Here is a 22,216-nt window from a genome sequence, read left to right on the forward strand (position 1 = left end):
CCCCAACGTTTCTAACGTAGCCTTCCCTCATGGGAGCCTTTACCGAACCGGCGTCAGCCACTCGGAATGCTGAGCCAACTTACCTTTAACCGCATCAAAATACATGCTCTGCAGCTTCTCGGTAATTGGCCCACGCTTGCCAGCCCCAATAGCACGGCCGTCCAGTTCGCGGATTGGCAGCACTTCAGCGGCGGTACCGGTGAAGAAGGCTTCTTCGGCAACGTAGACTTCATCGCGGGTAATGCGGCGCTCTTTCACCTGCAGGCCGAGGTCTTTGGCGAAGTCGATGATGGTGGCGCGGGTAATACCTTCCAGACAGGAGGTCAGTTCGGGCGTGTGCAGCACTCCGTCACGAACGATGAAGATGTTCTCGCCGGAACCTTCAGCCACGTAGCCTTCATTATCCAGCAGCAGGGCTTCTTCCGCACCGCCCGAGATCGCCTCGTTCAGGGCCAGCATGGAGTTGATGTAGTTGCCGTTGGCCTTCGCCTTACACATGGTGATGTTGACGTGGTGTCGGGTGTAAGAGGACGTGCGCACCTTGATGCCCATTTCCTTTGCTTCCGGCGACATGTAGGACGGCCAGCTCCAGGCGGCAACCATCACGTGCACTTTCAGGTTGTCCGCACGCAGGCCCATGCCTTCGGAACCCAGAAACGCCATCGGGCGCAGGTAGGCTTCATCAAGATTGTTTTCACGAACCGCTGCACGCTGAGCTTCATTGATCTCATCTTTGCTGAACGGCATCTTCATGTTCAGGATGTGAGCGGAGCGGAACAAACGGTCCGTGTGCTCTTTCAGGCGGAAAATCGCCGGGCCGTTGGCAGTATTGTAGGCTCGCACACCTTCAAAACAACCGAGGCCGTAATGCAGGGTGTGAGTGAGGACGTGGATTTTGGCTTCGCGCCAGGGAACCATTTCACCATCCAGCCAGATAACGCCATCACGGTCAGCCATCGACATTTCTATTCTGCTCCTAAAAAAGCGGTTTTTCGGGGAATCGGCATTCTAGCAGGAAAGTCCGCCATAAATAAATTTAGCTTGCTACCCACCCATGACTTTTTTCCACATACTTTGGATGTAGTCACGCTCTTCCGGAAAAGCATCGCCGTCTACCTGGCTGTTCAGGTTCTGCAATGCCCGCCGATGAATGGTTGAGCGCAGGGTAATAAAGGCGGCCCGAAGTTTTTCCGTATCGGCAACCTCAAGCACACCTGCACGACCCAGCTCCTCCAGCTGACGAATGTTATCGCTCCATTGGGTCAGCTCGGGATGCTCTTCGCTACAGGCCAGCATCAGGTATTGCACCATAAACTCGATGTCTACGATGCCGCCGGCGTCGTGCTTGATGTGAAATACCTCGCCCCGCCGGGCTTCGGGCGTGCCAAGGTTGCTGCGCATTTTTTCACGCATCTCGGCGACATCCTGGCGCAGTTTGGTTTTGTCTCTGGATGCACACAAGATGTTGTGCCGGATCTTCTCGAAGCCCGCCAAGGTATCGGGGCAGCCCGCCACACCACGGGCGCGGGCCAGGGCCTGATGCTCCCAGGTCCAGGCATCGTTCTGCTGGTATTTTTCGAAGGCCTGCAGTGTACTGACCAACAAACCGGAATTGCCGGATGGCCGCAGCCGCATGTCTACCTCGTACAGCTGTCCGGAGGGTGTCTGAGTGCTGAGAATATGCACAATGCGCTGACCCAGGCGCGTGTAGAACACAGCGTTGTCGATCGGCTTATCACCATCCGTCGCCAGCTGAGGATCCGCTTGGTGCACAAAAACCAGGTCCAGATCGGAGGTATACCCCAACTCAATTCCGCCAAGCTTGCCATAGCCAATGATGGCGAAGTCGGTATCGCAGGCCGAGCCATCGGCCCGGCGGGGGTATCCGTGACGGCTCACCAGGTTGGAGAAGGCCACATCCACCACGTGATCCAGCACCACCTCGGCGATCCAGGTGAGGTAATCGCTCACTTTCATCAGCGGTAAGGTGCCTTTCAGCTCAGACGCAGCCACGCGCAGAATATGGGCTTTCTTGAAGTGCCGAAGGGATTCCATCTGTTCTTCGAGATCTTCGTAGGGAATTCGCAGCATTTGCTGACGCAGATCGTCCTGCAGCTCCTCTTTTGCCGGCGGGCTGTAAAGGCTCTCTGCGTTCAGCAGTTCATCCAGGAGCAGCGGGGTCTCCGCCAGCAGCCTCGCAATCCAGGGGCTTTCACTGCACAACCGAACCAGCTGGGTCAGTGCACCGGGGTTTTCTACCAACAACACCATATAGGCGGTTCGCCGCAGGATGGCTTCAACCAACTGCAGAACTCGGTCAAGGGTTTCTGAAGGGTTACTGACTTCGGTGAGCGCGCTTAGCAAGAGCGGCAGGAACTGGTTCAGGCGTTTACGACCCTGCGTCTGCATGGTTTGCACCGTGCGGCCTTCACGCAGGCTCGCAAGCACTTTGAAGCTGGCGTCCGGATCCTCAAAGCCCTGCTCCGCCAACCACTCAATCGCGGCCGGCTCTTCCATTTCCGACAACCAGAGCTCAAACCAGCCATCGTCTACGCCGGAGTCACCTTCCTGCTGGTCGTCATCGTCGGTCGCTATGATATTGGCGAAGTGTTTGGCCACGCGCTCACGGTGATCCGTCAGCGCCATCTCGCAAGCGGACCAATCCTCAAACTCCATAACACGGGCTGCTCGGGCCAGAGAAAGCGCATCGTCCGGCAGGGTCTGCGTTTGCTTGTCTTCCATGCCCTGCAGGGCATGCTCGAGATCACGCAGGAACACATAGGCCTCCCGCAACTCTTTGACCACCGGGGACGGCAGCAACTCCAGCTCTTCAAGCTCTTTGAGAATATTAAGCAGCTCTCGCTGTTGAAGCTCCCTGTCGCGACCACCTCGAATGAGCTGGAATGCCTGCACCACAAATTCGATCTCGCGAATGCCGCCGCTACCCAGCTTGATGTTGTTTTCCAGCCCCTTGCGGCGAACTTCCCGACTGATCATGGCCTTCATATTGCGGAGGGATTCAAACGCGCTGAAGTCGATGTACTTGCGGTAAACGAACGGGCGCAGGCTTTCCATCAACACGCTTCCTGCTCGCTGGTCACCGGCCACCACCCTGGCCTTCACCATGGCATAACGTTCCCAATCCCGCCCCTGGTCCTGATAGTAGGTTTCCAGGGCGGCAAAACTGAGCGCAAGCGCCCCGCTCTGACCGTATGGGCGCAAGCGCATATCGACCCGAAACACAAAGCCGTCTGCGGTGATCTGGTCCAGTGCCTGAATCAGCCGCTGACCCAAGCGAATGAAAAATTGCTGATTGTCCAGCGCACGACGCCCCCCCCGGGTTTCGCCCTTCGCCGGAAAGGCAAAAATCAAATCAATATCGGACGACACATTGAGTTCACGACCACCGAGCTTGCCCATGCCCAGCACGACCATCCTCTGGGGTGCGTCTTCACGGGTGGATGGGTCTTTCCCCCAGGGCACCCCAAATTCTTCGCAGGCCTTGCTGTAGAGCCAGTCGAGCGCTCCATCAATGCAGGTGTCGGCAAAGGCACTGGTAGCCTGCATGGTTTCCTGCAGGTTTGCCCAGTTCATTACATCACGCCAGATGATGCGGAATTGAATTTCACGGCGGAAACGCCGAAGTGCCGCATGCAGGGCCAGCTCTGTATCGACAGCCTCCAGATACCAGGCCCAGCGTTCCGACAGCCAGGCTTCGGTCGTCGGCTCAGTGAGCGGGCGAGCCGCCAGAGCCTGCCGAACGTAATCAGGGTGACGCTCCAGTGTCTGGCGCAGGAACAAGCTGCGCGCCAAGGCCTCCGCAAGATCCGCATCGGTCATGTCTGCAGACCCGGACAACCACTCTGGCACTCCATCCGGAAACACCGATGGCCAGCAGGACGACACATCCTCTGCCAGAATGGCCGGCAACGAATCCCAAGGCTCAGACATAACGCAAACCCCTGTCTCTCTGATATATTTCCGGTACTGTATAACGAACTCGCCAAGGACTGAACAGGCCACCACGCCAATGATGAGAAACAAGCGCCCGCTGAATCCGGAACATTCGCAACCTCACCTCCCGATGGGAGGGCTAATCCGTCAGCGTGTAAAACGATTATTTCTTGTTTTGGCGGCGCTGGTTTGTGCCCAGGTCCTTATCCTGTGGGCGGCAGAGCCACTGACCTTTTTTGAAGCCGTATGGCTAACCATGACAACCCTGGTGACGGTAGGCTATGGCGACTATGCACCGGTAACGGCGATCGGGAGAATCAGTACGGTTCTTCTGATGTTCATCTCCGCCATTACTCTGCTGACACTGATTGTGAGCGACTATATTGAGTATCGCTTTTACCGCCGTGAACGAATTCTGACCGGACGCTGGATCTACAACATGAAAGACCATATCGTAATCATCAACACCCCTCGCAGCGGAGGTGAGCAATACTTCATGCGCTTTGCCTCCCAAATCCGCTCGGTGCCGGAATACCACACCGTGCCCATCATGCTTCTGACACGGCAGTTTCCCGGCGGCCTGCCCGCCGAACTCAGAGACTGCGGCATGGTGCACTTTCACGGTGCAGGCAATGACCCGGAAGCACTCAAAGCCGTGCATGCCGGCGCCGCAAAACACATTATTGTGCTGGCCTCCGATGAGTCCGATCCTTTCTCTGACAGCCTGACCTTTGACATCGCCCACCGATTGACCGAGTCCAATCTTGGCAATCGCACCACCGTGGAATGTGTCAGCGACCAGAACCGTGACAGGCTCAAAGCCCTTGGTGTTCGCACCATCATCCGGCCTGTTCGCACCTATCCGGAAATTATGGTCCGGGCGGTTGTGGCGCCGGGCTCAGAGAAAGTGCTTGAAGACATGTTCAACTACGAGCGGGACCATCCCCACCGTTACGACCTGGAACTGGACGACCTGATCTGGGCCGATATTGTCAGCGCACTCGTTCGCCACGGTATAGGCACTGCCCTCGCCTACATCGATCACGACAACGAAGTGATCTGCCATCCGGACACCAATAAAGAGGTGGAAGGCAAGGGACTGATCGTACTGGTACGTTCAGTCGATACGCCGGATGTTTCCGTGGTCGAGGAAGCGCTGGACCGTTACCGGGAGTTTCTCGTGCAGTGGCGCAGCATGCATGAGCAGAACGAGAAAAAGAGCGCAGAGCAGAACGGCTAAGAAACTCTCAGCCCTGGTCTGCCAGCGCCAACTGTAATACGCCCAGCTCCTGGTGTTCACCGAGCAGGCTGTTGACCGTAACGCCTTCCAACAGCCTCGCACTCACACTCGACCAGAGTGTCTCAAAGCCTGCATGGCGGGCTTTATCATCTATTCCAATCAGGGCGCTCGGAGATAACTTAAGAACATCACCCGTCAGCCAACTGACACTGAGCAAACGCAAGAGCCCGGATATCGACAATGCGTCCCCGGGAACGAAAACCTCTGGCCGATAGATATCCGCAAGGTAATAGCCTTGCTCGGCCTTGCTGATCAGATTGAGAAACACCGGCACCTGCAGCGCCAACGCCCTCGCCCACCGCAACAGCTCTCCGGGTTCGCCCCCTTTCAGCTCAAACTCTACCTCGTGCAGCGGCATGGCATGGCCGCCACCCAAAACGTCGCCGGAATCGACCGCCACCTCAATGACACTGGGTCCCGCCTCGAGCATAACAATCTGGCGCTGAAAATTGGTTTCAAAGGCAAGCCGCAGGTCGTCCAGGTTCACCTGCTCGCTGATCGGCGTTTGCTTAAGCAAAGCTAAATCCAGCTCGGGGCCTTCCAACGGCCACTCCCACTCCTGTCGCCGATGGGCACCACCGACAAATTCACCCTGGGTTTTCAGGGTTTGGATATAACGATCCCCAGCCTGCCGGACCCTAAGCGCCGCCCTGGCTTTGTTGAGGTCGGCATCCGGCGTGTCGTAATAGCGATTCACCAGAGTTTTGCAGCCACCCGCCCTGGCCTCCTGCTGGGCCAACAGCCAGCTCAGGGCCTGTGATTGCGCCTGCTCAGACAGCGTGAGTTTGATTTCGAGCTCTGTGGCCATGAAGTACTCCGGGAAATCGGGTAAATAGAAATAGAAAAGCCGGTGACCTGAGTCACCGGCTTTTGATACTACTTGATTAGCTGGTTAGCTGATCAGAAGTAGTAGGTAGCACCAACTGCAGCGACGGTGCGCTCGTCAGTAGCGGTTGCACCAGAGTTGTTGGTGAATCCGTAAACACGATCTCCACCACCGATGTAGCCCTCAACATAAACGTACATGTTGCTGGAAAGGTTGTGCAGCGCTTGCAGCGTTACTGTGTCCTGGGCATCTTGCTCGCCCGGAACAGAAGCCGTTTGGTCCGCATCGTAGCTTGCACGCTCATAGGCCAGAGCAAACTGGTTCTTACCCAGAGTGTACACACCCATGATGCCAGCAATATCAGCAACATCTTTACGGGTCTGGTACTGAGCGGTCACGCTCAGCGCATCGAGTGCATAAGTAGCGCGTAGGCCGTAGGTGTTTTCGTTGTTGGCACTAACATCCGTGGCACTGGAGTACTCCAGATCACCATCGTTTGAGTCAACCGCGAATGCCAGCTCCAAAGCGTCAACTTTATACGTTGCTGCCAGCTGATACGGATAAGATTTACCACCTTGCTTATTGTCGCCATTAACTTGAACTGCGCCATGCAGCTGGAGACCACTAAAGCTTGGTGAGCTGTACTGAATAAGGTCGCCCTCACCAGTCTCATACAGACCACCCAGGCTCAACGTGGCCACTTCAAAGAAGTTCGCAATCTTGTCGATGGCCGACTCATAGGTAGAGTCATCTGAACCAACCCAAACCGTACCAAACTGATCGCCCTTAACACCAATGTAGGCTTCATCGAATGCATTGAGACCACCGTTGCCGGCTTTGTCGTCAGCATCGAATTCCAGCTCGGCTTTGAAGAAACCGGTTACACCTGGAGCGATTTCATGGTCGTGGGTCAGGCCGATGGTAGAACCGTTATCTGCATGATCAATTGTAGATGGGCCGCCGTCATAGTTGTCATGAACAACAGCCAGCTGAATATTACCGTAAACCGTCGGCAGGTTGCTTTCCTAGGCCATAGCAGCGCCAGAGAAGGTTGCGGCTGCGATCGCAGAAGCAAGAATTGTCTTTTTCATTTTGCGTCTTCCTTTTATGAGTTAACTCAGGTTATTCAACGGGTCTAGACCCCGATTTTTCTTTTTATCTGACCTGGCGTGCACCAAGCCTTGATTCTCAACCACTTACAGACCTTTATTAAAGTTCCGCGTGATGATCCTGTTTTAATACAACAATTGCACTTTTGCAAATTTTTAACGGCTGATTTTTAGCCTTTTTAGTACTGCAAGTCAAAAGCCTTATACCAACATACACTTGCGTTAACTGTCAGGGCTCATCGCAAATTCAGGGCCGAAAAACAAAATTCACCAATAAAACAATGACCTGAACTTAAACAAATACGCCCCACAAAAACTTCAACCCGGATTACTCAGGCGCCACTGCAAACCACGCACTAAATTCGGGCACCACTCTACCCTTTCGGTGCACTATTTCTGCCTACCCGTTTCCAATAAAAAGGTTACCGGGCCGTCATTCACTAACGCGACTTTCATGTCTGCGCCAAACCGTCCTTTCCCCACCCGATCATTTCCTAAAACACGCTCTACCTCGCCAACGAACTCCTCGAAGAGACTGTTTGCAACATCCGGTGCAGCAGCGTGAGAAAAGCCCGGACGGGTGCCGGAAGATGTATCAGCCGCCAGCGTAAACTGGGGAACAACCAGCACAGAGCCACCGGAATCCTGAACGTTAATGTTCATCCGGCCTTGCTCGTCGGGAAATACGCGGTAAGAGAGAATTTTCTGGCACAGTTCCTTGGCCTCATCGGGTGCGTCATTCCTTTCTACGCCCAGCAGCAGTAAAAGCCCTTTGCCAATGCCGGCAATTTGGCTGCCGTCCACGGCAACACTGGCTTCTGATACTCGCTGAATCAATCCTTTCATTTAGTCCCTTGGCAGGTAGCACTCAGGGTTAAAAAGCAGCAACGAGCCAGAGTGTATAGAGCCTCTACGCGGGCCGCAACCCCGCAATCTCAACAAAAAGTCGAATGATCAGCCGGCCGAAAGGGTGCTTTTCGCAACAATTTGTTCAACGCCCCGAATCAGGGCATCAATGATGGCCGGCTCGGATGCGGAGTGACCGGCATCGCGAATAATCTGAAGTTCGGCTTCTGGCCACGCCTTGCTGAGCGCCAACGCATTGTCCAGGGGGCAAACCATGTCATAGCGGCCATGCACAATGATGCCGGGTATGCCCGCAAGCGCACGGGCATTACGAACAATCTGGTCAGCCTCTAGAAACGAGTTACTCATGAAGTAGTGACACTCAATCCGCGCCAGCGCAATCGCCACATGGGGGTGACCAAAATGCTCAACCACTTTCGGGTTTGGGTGCAGGGTGGCGCAACGGCCCTCCCAAATAGACCAGGCCTTGGCAGCCTGGATCTGCTCCAGCTCATTGCTGCTGGTCAGCCGGCGATAGTAGGCCGTTACCATATCACCGCGCTCAGCTTCGGGAATCGGGGCCTGAAAATCCTGCCAGTAATCCGGGAACACCCGGCTTGCGCCTTCCTGATAGAACCAGTGAATATCCCGCGGCCGGCAAAGAAAAATGCCCCGCAACACCAGCCCAAGAACCCGCTCTGGATAGGTTTCCGCATACACCAGACTAAGCGTGGAGCCCCAGCTGCCACCGAACAGCAGCCAGCGGTCGATTCCCAGAAACTGCCGGATGGTTTCCATGTCTTCAACTAGCTTCTCGGTGCTGTTGCCTTCAAGCTCGGCCAAGGGCGTTGATCGACCCGCTCCACGCTGGTCCATCAGAATAATTCTAAAACGCTCGGCATCAAAGAATCGCCGGTGGTAGTCCTCACATCCGCCACCCGGACCTCCGTGCACCACAAGCACAGGAACGCCATCCGGATTGCCAGATTCTTCCAGGTACAACTCATGGGGTTCATCTACCGCAAGGCGATGACGGGCGTATGGCTGGATTTCAGGGTAAAGGGTCAGCATGGGAGACTCCGTTCAGGGATAACGGCAGTCTAGCTGAGATAGACGGGGTTGATAAAGAAAGGATATTTCTGCCACGAAACCCACCGACGGGTTTCGTGGCAGAAAACGTCTTTTACTTCTTACCGGCGCGCTTACGCTCGTTTTCAGTCAGAAGCTTCTTACGCAGACGGATCGACTTAGGCGTCACTTCAACCAACTCGTCGTCGTCAATAAACTCCAGCGCCTGCTCAAGGGTGAACTTGATGGGCGGTACCAGAGCGATCACCTCGTCCTTACCGGAGGCACGCATGTTGTCCAGCTTCTTACCTTTGGTGGGGTTAACCACTAGGTCGTTGTCACGGCTGTGGATGCCGCACAGCTGGCCTTCGTAGATCTCCTGGCCGGGATCAAGGAACAGCTTGCCGCGGCTCTGGAGGGTTTCCAGCGAGTAGGTCAGGGCTGTACCGGTCGCCATAGACACGATCACGCCGTTCTGGCGACTGGTCACGTCACCCAGTTTGATCGGGCCGTAATGGCTGAACGTAGAGGTCAGGATGCCCGTACCGGAGGTCATGGTCAGGAAGGTATTCCGGAAACCGATCAGACCGCGAGCCGGAATGGTGTATTCCAGGCGCATACGGCCCTTGCCATCCGGGATCATGTTGGTCATGTCGCCACGACGCAGCCCCATCTGCTCCATGATCGGGCCCTGGTGCTGCTCTTCGATATCAACAATTACGTTTTCGTAAGGCTCTTGCTTAACACCGTCGACTTCCTTGATCACAACCACTGGGCGACCCACGGCCAACTCGAAGTTCTCACGGCGCATATTTTCAATCAGCACCGACAGGTGCAGTTCGCCACGACCAGACACCTTGAACTTGTCGGCAGAGTCGCCTTCCTGAACGCGCAGTGCCACGTTGTGCAGCAGCTCTTTTTCCAGACGCTCTTTGATGTTGCGGCTGGTAACGTACTTGCCTTCTTTACCGGCAAACGGCGAGTCGTTGACCTGGAAGGTCATGGAAACGGTCGGCTCGTCCACAGTCAGCGGCGGCAGGGCTTCAACATTGCTCGGGTCACACAGGGTGTCGGATATGTAAAGCTGGTCCAGACCACTGATGCACACGATGTCGCCAGCCTGGGCTTCTTCAACTTCAACACGCTGCAGGCCTGAGTGGCCCATGATCTTGAGAATACGACCGTTGCGCTTTTTACCGTCGGCACCAATGGCGGCAACCGGGGTATTGGTTTTTACCTTACCGCGTGCAATACGGCCGATACCGATAACACCCAGGAAGCTGTTGTAGTCCAGCTGGGAGATCTGCATCTGGAACGGGCCTTCCGGATCAACAGAAGGCGCAGGTACGTGATCCACGATAGCCTGGAATACCGCATCCATATTGTCTTCGAGGTTTTCATGCTCCAGGCCGGCAATGCCGTTCAGGGCACTGGCGTAGACGATCGGGAAATCCAGCTGCTCGTCGGTCGCACCCAGGTTATCAAACAGATCAAACACCTGATCCACTACCCAATCAGGGCGGGCACCCGGGCGGTCAATCTTGTTAACCACAACGATCGGGCGCAGGCCGGCTGCGAAGGCTTTCTGTGTTACAAATCGGGTTTGCGGCATGGGGCCGTCAATGGAATCGACCACCAGCAGTACGCTGTCTACCATGCTCATGACTCGCTCAACTTCGCCACCGAAGTCCGCGTGCCCAGGGGTGTCTACGATGTTGATATCGTAGTCCTTCCATTTAAGCGCGGTGTTTTTGGCCAGAATGGTAATGCCACGCTCTTTTTCCTGGTCATTGGAATCCATAACGCGCTCGTTTTCGAGCTCTTTACGGTCCAAAGTACCGGACTGGCGTAACAACTGGTCAACCAGGGTCGTCTTACCGTGGTCTACGTGGGCAATAATGGCAACGTTTCTAAGCTTATCAATCACAACGGGTATCCTGCAGAATTTGGCGGGGCGCAGTATATCGAAAAGTCCATGGCGTTAATATGAAGATTAGTGCCTAATATGTAACCAACCGCACAATGCACTGTTATCAGGCATCTTCACGGTGATCGCACCATAGCGGTGCACTAATGGGCGCGCTATGGCACTGCAACACTGTCCGGCAGTGCGCCAGAATAGCCCTAAAGCCTTGCCACTGCGCTGTTGTGGCGCAAAGGATGAAAACTGGCAAGGGCCTTGCTTAGATACGAGCAGCCGTAATTGAAAGGTAAGGGCAACCGGCTTCTGATAAGCTTCCCTTCCTGCAAACAGATCGGGCCTCAGTACACTGAACGATCCGGCACAACGAACATGTATAACTTACGGAGCATGCACCATGTCCAAGACAGTTGATTTGATCAAAGAACACGAAGTTAAGTGGGTTGACCTGCGCTTTACCGACAGTCGCGGTAAAGAACAACACGTTACCCTGCCGGCCACTGAAGTGAACGAAGACTTCTTCACTGACGGCAAAATGTTCGACGGCTCATCCATTTCCGGCTGGAAAGGCATCAACGAATCCGACATGATCCTGATGCCGGACGACAGCAGCTCTGTACTGGACCCGTTCACCGAAGAAACCACCATCAACATCACCTGCGACATCGTGGAGCCCTCCACCATGCAGGGTTACGAGCGTGATCCCCGCTCTGTTGCCCGTCGCGCGGAAGAGTACCTCAAATCTACCGGCATCGCTGATGGTGCACTGTTCGGTCCTGAGCCCGAGTTCTTCATCTTCGATTCCGTGAAGTGGAAGACCGACATGCAGGGCTCCATGTACTCCCTGCACTCTGAAGAAGCAGCCTGGGTATCCGGCGAAGACTTCGACCGCAACAACATTGGTCACCGCCCGGGCGTAAAAGGCGGCTACTTCCCGGTTCCTCCGGTCGACAGCCTGCATGACCTGCGGGGCGCGATGTGTGCCGCTATGGAGTCCATGGGCCTGGTTATCGAAGTTCACCACCACGAAGTTGGCACCGCTGGCCAGTGTGAAATTGGCGTTGGTCCGAACACCCTGACCAAGAAAGCTGACGAAGTCCAGATCCTCAAGTACTGCGTTCACAACGTGGCCCACGCCTACGGCAAAACGGCGACCTTTATGCCCAAGCCGGTGGTTGGTGACAACGGTTCAGGCATGCACGTACACATGTCCCTGAACAAAGATGGCAAGAACCTGTTCGCAGGTGACAGCTACGCGGGCCTGAGCGAAATGGCTCTGTACTACGTTGGCGGTATCATCAAGCACGCCAAGGCCATCAACGCTTTCACTAACCCGGCCACCAACAGCTACAAGCGACTGGTACCCGGTTACGAAGCGCCGGTTATGCTGGCTTATTCTGCCCGTAACCGTTCTGCCTCTATCCGTATTCCGTACGTGAGCAGCCCGAAGGCACGTCGTATTGAAGTGCGCTTCCCTGATCCGGCAGCCAACCCATACCTGGCCTTCGCGGCCCTGATGATGGCTGGCCTGGACGGCATCCAGAACAAGATCCACCCTGGCGATGCCATGGACAAGGATCTGTACGACCTGCCGAAGGAAGAAGCCCTGAACATTCCGAAGGTTGCAGAAACCCTGTCTGAAGCTCTGGACTGCCTGAAAGAAGACCACGAGTTCCTGACCCGTGGCGGCGTGTTCACCGAAGACATGATTGCAGGCTACATTGACCTGAAGCGTGGCGAAGTTGAGCGTATCAACATGACCACCCACCCGGTTGAGTTCGAGCTGTACTACTCCTGCTAAGTGATCGCACCATCTTGGTGCGCAATAGCGAGTGAAGAAGCCCCGCCCCGTGCGGGGCTTTTTTGTGGTTGAAATGCCCCGCCCCTCAACTGATAATCAAGGCAGTCAACCAGCACAGGCCATTACCATGAAAGCACCCATCGCACTTGCAACCGGATTACTTCTGCTGGCATCTTCAGCAAGCTGGGCAGAGGTGTATCGCCACGTTGATGCGCAGGGCAATGTCACTTTCTCGGATGAGCCAATGGAGGGCGGCCAGGAGGTCAAGGTCAAGCCAGTTACAACCATTACCTTACCCAAACCGGAAGCCGTGCGCGAAACCCGCAAACTTCGCGAGGAAGTTGAGCGGGAAGGCGCCGCCTATGAAAGCGTGTCATTCGCGCACCCCCAGGATGAACAGGCGTTCCACAGTGGCAGCGGCGATGTCAGCTTTGAGGTGCGCAGCACACCCGGCCTTAAGCGTGGCCACAAATACGAAATCACCCTGGATGGCCAGCCAGTCGGCCAGAGCGCATCGGGTTCAGTGACCGTGCCGAACATTGATCGGGGCACCCACAGCGCGGCGGTTCACATCATCGATGAAAACGGTGTTCAGGTAAAAACCGGCCAGCCCATCCGCTTCACCGTGCACCGCCCCTCCGCCATCAATTAAGCTTTATTGCACTACTTTAGTGCGAACGCACCACGATAAAGCCATACTAAGGGCAGCGAAAGGGCAAACCCCGGGCTGCCATCAGTCTTAACCCGTCTTCTGCATCAATTCAAAGCACCGCTTGGCCCCGCCCGGGGCCATTCCCTCGAGATTAACGCACCTTTTGTGACGTCATCACAAAACTGGTTCGCTTTTTGCAAAACCGGGGTAACAACCATGAGCGTTCAACAGGAACCTGGCATGTCATTTCGACCCTCCACCACACTGGAAACCGGCTACAAAAGCATTCTGGACAGCCTGACGACTGCGGTGCTGGTGCTTGGGGATGACTTGGCCATTCGCTACCTGAATCCGGCCGCGGAAAATCTGTTCGAGACCAGCTTGACCCGAACCCAGGGCCTGCCTCTAAGCGACGTGCTGGTGGATTCGGCCGACGCACTGGAAACCTTGCATGCCGCAGCCTACAACGGACAGTCCTATACCCGCCGCGAAGCCGAATTCGCCCTGCTCACCGGGCCCAGGCTTACCGTAGATTATTCGGTAACCCCGATTTCCCTGGAACCGACTGAACTGTTGATCGAAATTCAGCCCCGGGACCGATTGCTGCGCATCAGCCGGGAAGAGGACATCATTTCCCAGCAGGAAACCACCCGAATTCTTGTCCGAGGCATGGCCCATGAAATCAAAAATCCCCTGGGCGGCATTCGGGGGGCCGCGCAGCTGCTAGACCGCGAATTGGGCGACGAGGGCCAACGGGAATACACCCGGGTCATCATTGACGAGGCCGACCGCCTGCGCAGCCTGGTAGACCGAATGCTCGGCCCCAATAAAGCCCTGCAGATTGCCCCCACCAACATTCACGAGGTGTTGGAACGGGTACGCACGCTGATCGAAGCCGAGAGCCGGGGCAAAGTGCACCTGAGGCGCGACTATGATCCGAGCATTCCGGAATTCCCGGGCGACAAGGAGCAGCTCATACAGGCTGTCCTGAACATCGCCCGCAACGCCATGGAAGCCGCTTTCGAGAACGACGATATTCTGGGCCTCAGCGCAAGCCCAACCATAACCTTCCGCACCCGGGCGCTGCGCCAGTTCACCATCGGCCATCGCCGCCACCGTCTGGTGTGCCGAATAGACATCATCGACAACGGGCCCGGTATTCCGGCAGACCTGCTGCAGAACATCTTTTACCCCATGATCAGTGGCCGGGCCTCGGGAACAGGCCTGGGGCTGTCTATTACCCAAAGCATCATCGGCCAGCACCGCGGCCTGGTGGAATGCGAAAGCGAGCCCGGAAGAACCAACTTCATCATCTTCCTGCCTCTGGAGGACACTAAATGAGCCAACCGGCAAACGTCTGGATAATTGATGACGACAAGAGTATCCGCTGGGTGCTCGAACGAGCCCTGAGCCAGGCAGGAATGGAGCCGCGCGTATTTGAAAGCGGCGACGGCATCCTCACCCGTCTGGACCATGAGCGGCCGGATGCCATCGTCAGTGACATTCGCATGCCTGGCGTTGACGGCATCACCCTGCTGTCGCAAATCGTGGCCCGACACCAGGACGTGCCGGTTATCATCATGACCGCCCACTCCGACCTGGACAGCGCCGTCACCAGCTACCAGACCGGCGCGTTTGAATATTTGCCAAAACCCTTTGATGTGGACGAGGCCGTTGCCCTTGTGAAGCGAGCCGTGGCACACAGCCACGAACAACGGGCCACTGCAGAACCACAACTGGAGTCTGTGCAGAAGAACACCGAGATCATCGGCGAAGCACCGGCCATGCAGGAAGTTTTTCGGGCCATAGGCCGGCTGTCAAACTCCAACATCACGGTACTGATCAACGGCGAAAGCGGCACCGGTAAAGAGCTGGTTGCTCAGGCTCTACACAACCACAGCCCCCGCGCCCGAAACCCCTTCATTGCCCTGAACATGGCGGCCATCCCGAAAGACCTGATTGAATCCGAGCTCTTTGGCCACGAAAAAGGCTCGTTCACCGGCGCCGGCGCCACCCGCCAGGGCCGCTTCGAACAAGCCAACGGTGGCACGCTGTTTCTGGATGAAATCGGCGATATGCCCGCCGACACCCAGACCCGCCTGCTGCGCGTGCTGGCCGACGGCGAGTTCTACCGGGTAGGCGGCACCACACCCATCAAGGTCGATGTGCGCATTATCGCCGCCACACACCAGGATCTCGAAAAACTGGTCAATGCCGGCAGCTTCCGGGAAGATCTGTTCCACCGCCTGAACGTTATTCGCATTCACCTGCCGAAGCTCGCCGAGCGGCGGGAAGACATTCCTCGCCTGGTTCAGCACTTTCTGAAGCAAGCGGCCAAAGAGCTGACCGTAGAGCCCAAGCTCCTGCGCAAAGACGCCGAAGAATACCTTTCAACCCTGGCCTGGCCAGGCAACGTCCGCCAGCTGGAAAACACCTGTCGCTGGTTGACGGTTATGGCCAGCGGCCGGGAAATCCACGTCGACGACCTGCCGCCAGAACTGCTGCATCAGGCCGAAACCGAAAACGCCGCCACTGGCCAAAGCTGGCAGGAAGGTCTGAGAAACTGGGCCGAACAGGAGTTGAAACGCGGCAAGAAAGGCATACTGGACAAAGCCGTGCCGGAGTTCGAGAAAATCATGATCGAGGCGGCTCTGAAACACACCGGGGGGCGCCGCCGAGATGCTTCGGTGCTGCTGGGCTGGGGGCGGAATACACTAACCCGAAAGATTAATGAACTGGGAATGGATCATCCGGAGGGGGAGGAGGAGTGAGTCGCCCCTCCACTTACCGCTCCTGCCAATAAATGACTCGATCGTGGCCCCGGTAGACACCGAAAGTGGCGGTCGCTGTCGGGTCATCCAGTGTGCCATCACCATCCAGGTCGTCTCTCTGCCAGTCTTTCAGGCCGCCCCAAATAAGGGTATCCGTACCGGTTGATCCTTTAGCTTCCAGCACCAACGGCCCGCCCACGCCACTATCAAAGGTTCCAGCGGCGCTGACCAGGTCGTGATGACTCGCAGTATTACTGCTGACATCCGCCGCACTCCACGGCGTGCAGCTGTCGGCCCCATTCAGAGCGAACCGGTCTCCCGTCCAGTATTCCATCTGTAGCGGCATCTGCAGTTCGTCGATGTTTTCTGGGCCGTAGACGTTCTGGGGGGACAGGCGACCATAACGCACCTCGAAAGCGGCCACGGGCTTGATGGGCTCTCCTCCCGCGGAAATTCCACTGACCTGAACGCCATCCGCGTCAGCCATAGGCTGCAGCAGGAACGTCAGATCCGGAGAAAACGGGTTGATCCGGCTGGTCGCCAATTTTGGATAGATGAATTCATCCGCGCCATTGAACAAATAACGTACAACTCCGCCTGTCACGCTGTCCCGACTACCGGTGCTGAGTGAAGTGGCATTCGGTTCACGCCGGAAAGGGACAGGTGTGGAGGCCGCATCGTCCAGCGTTTCTACGTTATCAGCATAGGGTACATTGACCACAAACCGTTCAGCATTTAGCTGGACGATCACTTCCGGATCGGTGTAGTTCAGGGTGGCCTGGGGCGGAATCTGCCCGTTCAGGGCTTCCACCCGCAACTCTGGAATGCCAGCCGCATCCCAGCCAAACGTCTGACCGGTGTAGACAAAATTACCGCATTGGGGGCTCAGTTCTCCATTGCTTTCCACCGTAAGTGCCAGCTGTTCCGGCACCATACGCGCAGTCATCGCGTTATCCGAGGCGGGTACATCCCGTCCTAGATAACCGCCAGGGACGGCGGCGGTGCTGATGGAAAACACACCGACTTCCGTCAGTGTCAGTGACTGGTTACCGTCACCGTAATCAATAACTGGCTCCAGCAGGTCACCCTCTATCCCGCCACCAGGAAACAATAGCTGGTGGGAAACCGGCACATCGCCAGCCGCAAAAGAAGGAGCAGGCGGCTTGTCGGTACAGCTCATGCCTGACACGCCCGGAGCATCCCTATAGGCCTTGGGAGTTACACTGAAGGGCACGCCGGCTGGCAAGGTATTGCTGCAACTCAGATCAGCACTGACACACCGCTGTTCAGGGATCAGACAAAGCCCCAGGGGTACGGAAACGTATTGCCCGGCCCCCTCGATCAGTAATGTGCCACCATCGGGCTGCTTATCTTCCACATAGCGGGCCAGCAGGCTATTTCTGCCGGCATCGTTGTAGCGGATGGGGATGTCCCGGGCCACGCCGTCACCATCAAAGGTAATCGCAACCCCGGTCTGCGCAACGCCATCCGTGGCAACCTGGTTACCGTCGATCCAGGTTGGGAACGCTGCCTGCCTGTTTGCCGGTCCCGGATTCAAGTAGCTGGTGCCGAATTCAATAGTTCTGGTTTCCCCGGCAAACAAGGCAGTGCACTGGCCGGTATTTTCGTCCGTTTCCAGCGCAGACATGGATAATGTCTTGCCTTCCTCGCCGGCAATCAGATCCTGCATTTCAAACACAAAGGCGACGTCCCGGAACTCCATGTTGCAGCTGCCCGAGCCATCGGGCGCAATGCACACCGTGCCGTTCTCCGTAGCGGGAGAAATGTTGCTGACACCCAGGGTAACCGTCTCCTCGATGGAGCGCTGGAACTGCAGATTGGCAACCCCGGTCACCGTCACATTCTGAGCTGGCAACCAGCCGGCAGGCTGCAGGGTCAGATCCACCGGATCCGGGTAGAGAGTGCCACAGCCGGAATCTGCGCATGCCAGCACCTGCAGATCCGATGCCTGGCAGGTCAGCCCGACGCCCGGGTGGACAATGCGGATATGATCCAGCACCACAGTCGGCTCATCAGGAGTGCAGGCCCCGCCGAAATCTACCTGGCTGATGACACTCGGATTAAAGGTGACGAGACTATTCCCGCCGCCGATATCAATATTACCGTGGGCAGCTAAGGCTCCAACCACAACAGCGTTGTTCCCGAAGCTGATATCCTTAGTCACGTAGATAACAGCATTGATGGTGACATTTGGCTGTGTAACGGTCAGGTTTCCCTTAACGATTAGCAATAAATCACTGGCACTGCCATCAGCGTTGATGTTGAAATTTGTACTGTTTATGGTCAGATCACCATCAACTACGACTAGTGCTCTGCCGTTGACGACTACGTCACTGGTTTTTTTGGGGAAATTACGTCCCGGATACAAGTGCGAGCCAGAGGGAATTACATTATTACTTGGCCAGGGCTCAGTGGTAAGGGAATCGAAGACGCCTAGATCCAGTTGTTCACTTTCCGGCACAATCTGATTTATGCCGCTGCTGGCATCGAAGACAGCGGAGCATTGAGGTGCTGCCTGATAGGTGATGCGGACCTGGCCATCGCCGCCGGGGCCGCCAGGGTAGTTTGAGCCACCAGCTCCTCCACCTCCCCCACCGGGACGACTCCCACCACCACCTCTTCCCCCTAGCCAGTCAAGGAACGAAACACCACCATCACCGCCAGAACCGCCTGCAGTCGGAGCGGTTGCACCATCATTACCAGAACTATCGCCCCCCTCATCATAAATGCCCGCAGATGAACCACCGCCACCACCGAAGAGAAGGCCCCAAAAAGTATAGGCGTTCGCTCCATCACCGCCAGCTCTCGATACATAATCTGCACCTGTTATTGAACCGCCACCTAAGCCGCCCGTAAGCCCTGACCCACTGGCACCTCCCGCAGCCTCTATACGTTTTGGCCCCTCAAACCAGCTATTTTCACCCTTCTCCACGTTAGCATTGGCTGCCCCAGCACCAACCCGATAGTTAAATACCTCATCAACAGTTACATTCAAAATGGCCCGGGAATAGGCGCCGCCTCCACCTCCGCCACCTAACCCGTTGGCTCCATGCCCGCCAGCCCCCCAAACCTCAACCGATATCCGGCTCACATTCTCTGGCACCGTAAACGTACCGTCACCCGGCTCCGTAAAAGTCTGAACCGTTTGTGCCTTCAGCGCCACTGGAATGACAACCAAGGCCAGACAAAGCGCCTGGCAGAACCTCAACAACATACTCTGCCTATTCATCGCACCCTCACCTCAACCACTCGCCTGGCTTCATCCGGCCCGCTCCCACAACTGCCGGTACTGGTGATGGTATACACCGTGTCGCCTCCCGGTCCGCTGATATCGGCGGTTACGAAATCGCATGCCAGACTTGCACTACAGCCCGCCAATCCGCCGGTACTGAAATTTAAAGGGCTGGCCGAAAGAACCGCCGGGCACCCGCTGTCTAAGGCTTTGCGGACCGCCGACTGGGCACCACTTTCTGCTGCAAAAAAGGCCCGTTGGGACTGAATCTGCAGGCTAAGAGACTGGCTGGCGCCCTGCTGCAACTGGGACATGCCCAGCACCAGCAACGAAAGCACGGTGATGATAAACAGTGCTATAGGCAGACCTGCGCCACGCTGTGAGTTTATGAATCGGTCAGGGCACATTGCGAATCTGCACCTCCTGACTCAAATTAGTGGTTTCGCCGGTGCCGGTATCTTCCAGAACCATGCGGAAGGACACGACGGCTCCCCTTTGCAGTGACTGTGGTGTGACGTCGAATTGCAGTGAGTTCTCCTGCAGGTTGGCCGCCAGCACCTCCCGGTCAGGCATGGTCACCGGCAGGTTGCTCGCCGGCGTACTGTTGATGCCGTAATCCTTGTAGCGATACAGGAAGCGCCCCCGCTGACAGAAAGTTCGGGGACTGTCCACCATATAGAAACGTTTCTCGGGCGACTGGGCAGAGAAACGATGGGTTACGCCTCCGTCAAAAGTCACCGTAACCGGACCGGTGCCCGACGGCATAGTAGCCGTGGGTGACACAGGGCCGGGATTGGTCAAGCTGTATAGATTGCTGCCGTAGCCATAGACCACCACCCGGCCACTCGATGAGCGCTCACCGGGCAGCGGCACTGCTTCAAAGGAATCCGGAGCATTGCCCACCGGCAGACTCAGGTAGTTCGAAGCCGCCACAATGGGCATCCACTCGATACAGCTCTGATCCGGTGTCGTGCGAATGGACGTGGGAAGCGCCGCCCGCAAGGAGCGGCTGACCTGCTCGCTGATGACAACACTGGACAAGGCACGCTGCTGACGAGAACCTACGTCGATCGCGCCCTGAGTGGAAAGCGCCACAAATTGCACGGAAATGGTGGCGACTATGCCCAGCAGCACAATCACCATCACCAGTTCCACCAGCGTAAAGCCCGTCACCCTGCGCATCAAAAATTTGCCTTGTAGGCGGTGAAACTGAAGGCCTGATCCCCCGGGGCGGTAATGGTCAGATCAATCCGTTTGGCCTGCCCCGATGGCAGGTCCACACCACCGGCATCACAGCTGACATTTACCTCCACGGAAAAACCGTTGTACCCGTCCAGTGGACCTTGGGCATCCGCCGGGGGCAAATTCACCAGTCCGTGGTAGTCATCAACATCATTAAATTGGCCCCGGTTACCGGCGCCTTCCTCCGCCGAGATATTGCAGGGACCGCTATAACGGGGTAAGCCGCCCTGGGGTGCGTTGTGATCGTATTTACGGGTGATAATCTCATCCATGTAAAGCTGAGCCAGCTCCACCGCCCGGGTCTGATTCAGGGGATCGGCACTGCGGCCGGTAATCAGGGCGAACGCCCCCACCACCCCGGCAATGGCGACACTGATAATGACGATGGTCATTACCAGCTCCACCAGAGTTGCACCGTTCTGGAGTATGACCGGGCCGCGACTCATGGTTGGCAGCCTCCGCTATAGACTGCACCGAGGGAGCTTACGCAGATGTCATAACGGCTGTCACCGACAAAGGACAGCTCAAGGTTATTGCCACTAACTGGGGAGCCGTCCTTATTAAACTTTACAGCCAAAGGCAGGCCACCCGATACGGTTAGCTCTGTACCTTCCTTCGGTATGGACCAGGAGCCGATGCTCCCGACAGAAAATGTGAACGAACCGCCCCCATCGCTGATGGTGACGGTATCGTTTTCGTTACCTGCCATAGCTGCTTGGCGGGCAAGCAGCGCAGCAGAGTTGAGTTGCTGGTTGGCCAGCAAGGGAGAGAAGGCGGAACGATTGGCAAAAAGCCCAACGCCCAGAGCGGAGAGGACTCCGATAAGGATAATGACCATAACTAGCTCTACAAGTGTGAAGCCATTTTCCCCCTTAGCACCGCACACCTAATCTTCTCCTGAATGCATTTTGATCCAGTTCAACATCAAAGATGCCTCCTGAAACTCAAACAATGATTCAGCACCCGTTATCGTTAACAGTGACACTATAGCTACTAGTAATCGGGCCAGTGTTGTCTGTGGCAGCGTTTGCTGCAGTATATTGCACTGAACAGTTTGCTTGGATCTCGAGAGTTATAGTATCCCCGCCATCCGTTCCGCCGACATCCGTGTTCGAAATGGTGTAATCGTTTGTTGTATCAACATCTATCGCAGCGATAATACCCGCAGAGTTTGCCGTCGGGTAACCATTCACCATTGTTACTGGTTGCCCTTCAAGTGTTACACCCGCCCCCAATCCATTACCACTGGCAAGTTGCGAGGAGTGGGCAATTGAAGCTGCCGACTTCATAGCACCCGCGAGCCCCTGAATCGATGAGGTGCGAGCATCCCCCCCCAAATCCGCAAACCGGGGCAAAGCAAACGCCGCCAAAATACCCAAAATCACAATCACCATAACCAGTTCGATCAGGGTGAAACCTTTTTGCTTTCTGTTCGGAATCATATTTCTCATGGATTTTCTCCGCTGGGCTTGT

General features: G+C 56.2%; 19 protein-coding genes. 5 read left to right on the forward strand and 14 right to left on the reverse strand.

Annotated elements, in window-relative coordinates; all coding sequences use genetic code 11:
* Window positions 1-39: 39 nt before the first annotated feature.
* Both QPL95_RS15080 and glnE read right to left on the reverse strand, forming a co-directional pair.
* Window positions 40-963, reverse strand: coding sequence for a branched-chain amino acid transaminase (locus QPL95_RS15080; RefSeq protein WP_303291823.1), 924 nt, complete (start codon window positions 961-963; stop codon window positions 40-42).
* Between the two features lie 81 nt (window positions 964-1,044).
* Window positions 1,045-3,951: a bifunctional [glutamate--ammonia ligase]-adenylyl-L-tyrosine phosphorylase/[glutamate--ammonia-ligase] adenylyltransferase gene (gene glnE / locus QPL95_RS15085; protein WP_303291824.1), complete on the reverse strand. Its 2,907-nt coding sequence runs from the start codon at window positions 3,949-3,951 to the stop codon at window positions 1,045-1,047.
* A gap of 79 nt (window positions 3,952-4,030) precedes the next feature.
* Here glnE and QPL95_RS15090 point away from each other — a divergent pair, with 79 nt between their 5' ends.
* Entirely contained in the window at window positions 4,031-5,194 is a 1,164-nt protein-coding gene (locus tag QPL95_RS15090; RefSeq protein WP_303291825.1) for a potassium channel family protein, read from the forward strand.
* A 7-nt stretch (window positions 5,195-5,201) separates the two neighbouring features.
* Here the strand turns inward: QPL95_RS15090 and QPL95_RS15095 are convergent, their stop codons facing one another.
* The 5 genes from QPL95_RS15095 to typA all read right to left on the reverse strand — a co-directional run bounded on the left by QPL95_RS15095 (window position 5,202) and on the right by typA (window position 11,030).
* Entirely contained in the window at window positions 5,202-6,062 is an 861-nt protein-coding gene (locus QPL95_RS15095; protein WP_303291826.1) for a CYTH domain-containing protein, read from the reverse strand.
* A 92-nt stretch (window positions 6,063-6,154) separates the two neighbouring features.
* Window positions 6,155-7,096: a porin gene (locus tag QPL95_RS15100; protein ID WP_368389758.1), complete on the reverse strand. Its 942-nt coding sequence runs from the start codon at window positions 7,094-7,096 to the stop codon at window positions 6,155-6,157.
* A gap of 483 nt (window positions 7,097-7,579) precedes the next feature.
* Window positions 7,580-8,035 (reverse strand): D-aminoacyl-tRNA deacylase, encoded by a 456-nt coding sequence (gene dtd / locus QPL95_RS15105; protein ID WP_303291827.1) that lies wholly within the window; start codon window positions 8,033-8,035, stop codon window positions 7,580-7,582.
* Window positions 8,036-8,143: 108 nt separating this feature from the next.
* Entirely contained in the window at window positions 8,144-9,106 is a 963-nt protein-coding gene (gene pip, locus QPL95_RS15110; protein ID WP_303291828.1) for a prolyl aminopeptidase, read from the reverse strand.
* A 112-nt stretch (window positions 9,107-9,218) separates the two neighbouring features.
* The gene (gene typA, locus QPL95_RS15115; RefSeq protein WP_303291829.1) at window positions 9,219-11,030 is read right to left on the reverse strand and encodes a translational GTPase TypA; all 1,812 of its coding nucleotides are present in this window, start codon (window positions 11,028-11,030) and stop codon (window positions 9,219-9,221) included.
* 391 nt (window positions 11,031-11,421) lie between these two features.
* Between typA and glnA the strand changes: the two genes are divergently transcribed.
* The 4 genes from glnA (at window position 11,422) to glnG (ending at window position 16,248) form a co-directional block, all read left to right on the forward strand.
* A complete protein-coding gene (gene glnA, locus QPL95_RS15120; RefSeq protein ID WP_303291830.1) occupies window positions 11,422-12,825 on the forward strand; it encodes a glutamate--ammonia ligase in 1,404 nt (467 codons plus the stop codon).
* A 127-nt stretch (window positions 12,826-12,952) separates the two neighbouring features.
* Window positions 12,953-13,477 (forward strand): DUF4124 domain-containing protein, encoded by a 525-nt coding sequence (locus QPL95_RS15125; protein WP_303291831.1) that lies wholly within the window; start codon window positions 12,953-12,955, stop codon window positions 13,475-13,477.
* A gap of 240 nt (window positions 13,478-13,717) precedes the next feature.
* Entirely contained in the window at window positions 13,718-14,818 is a 1,101-nt protein-coding gene (gene glnL / locus QPL95_RS15130) for a nitrogen regulation protein NR(II) (RefSeq protein WP_303291832.1), read from the forward strand.
* Window positions 14,815-16,248 carry a nitrogen regulation protein NR(I) gene (glnG, locus tag QPL95_RS15135; RefSeq protein WP_303291833.1) on the forward strand — a complete coding sequence of 478 codons (1,434 nt, stop codon included), beginning with the start codon at window positions 14,815-14,817 and terminating at the stop codon, window positions 16,246-16,248. Before glnL ends, glnG begins: the two co-directional genes overlap by 4 nt.
* A 13-nt stretch (window positions 16,249-16,261) precedes the next feature.
* Here glnG and QPL95_RS15140 read toward each other — a convergent pair whose 3' ends face one another.
* The 7 genes from QPL95_RS15140 to QPL95_RS15170 all read right to left on the reverse strand — a co-directional run bounded on the left by QPL95_RS15140 (window position 16,262) and on the right by QPL95_RS15170 (window position 22,194).
* The gene (locus QPL95_RS15140; protein ID WP_303291834.1) at window positions 16,262-18,433 is read right to left on the reverse strand and encodes a DUF6701 domain-containing protein; all 2,172 of its coding nucleotides are present in this window, start codon (window positions 18,431-18,433) and stop codon (window positions 16,262-16,264) included.
* 461 nt (window positions 18,434-18,894) lie between these two features.
* Window positions 18,895-19,083: a hypothetical protein gene (locus QPL95_RS15145; RefSeq protein WP_303291835.1), complete on the reverse strand. Its 189-nt coding sequence runs from the start codon at window positions 19,081-19,083 to the stop codon at window positions 18,895-18,897.
* Between the two features lie 411 nt (window positions 19,084-19,494).
* Window positions 19,495-19,908 (reverse strand): hypothetical protein, encoded by a 414-nt coding sequence (locus QPL95_RS15150; RefSeq protein WP_303291836.1) that lies wholly within the window; start codon window positions 19,906-19,908, stop codon window positions 19,495-19,497.
* A complete protein-coding gene (locus QPL95_RS15155; RefSeq protein ID WP_303291837.1) occupies window positions 19,898-20,683 on the reverse strand; it encodes a type II secretion system protein J in 786 nt (261 codons plus the stop codon). Before QPL95_RS15155 ends, QPL95_RS15150 begins: the two co-directional genes overlap by 11 nt.
* Entirely contained in the window at window positions 20,683-21,189 is a 507-nt protein-coding gene (locus QPL95_RS15160; RefSeq protein ID WP_303291838.1) for a type II secretion system protein, read from the reverse strand. Before QPL95_RS15160 ends, QPL95_RS15155 begins: the two co-directional genes overlap by 1 nt.
* Window positions 21,186-21,629, reverse strand: a complete 444-nt coding sequence (locus QPL95_RS15165) for a type II secretion system protein (protein WP_303291839.1) — start codon at window positions 21,627-21,629, stop codon at window positions 21,186-21,188. The genes QPL95_RS15160 and QPL95_RS15165 overlap by 4 nt, the downstream gene beginning before the upstream one ends.
* Window positions 21,630-21,699: 70 nt before the next feature.
* Complete coding sequence (locus tag QPL95_RS15170) at window positions 21,700-22,194, reverse strand: prepilin-type N-terminal cleavage/methylation domain-containing protein (RefSeq protein ID WP_303291840.1); 495 nt, start codon at window positions 22,192-22,194, stop codon at window positions 21,700-21,702.
* Between the last annotated feature and the right edge of the window lie 22 nt (window positions 22,195-22,216).

Source organism: Marinobacter sp. SS5-14b (genome assembly GCF_030541005.1).
Lineage (GTDB): Bacteria > Pseudomonadota > Gammaproteobacteria > Pseudomonadales > Oleiphilaceae > Marinobacter.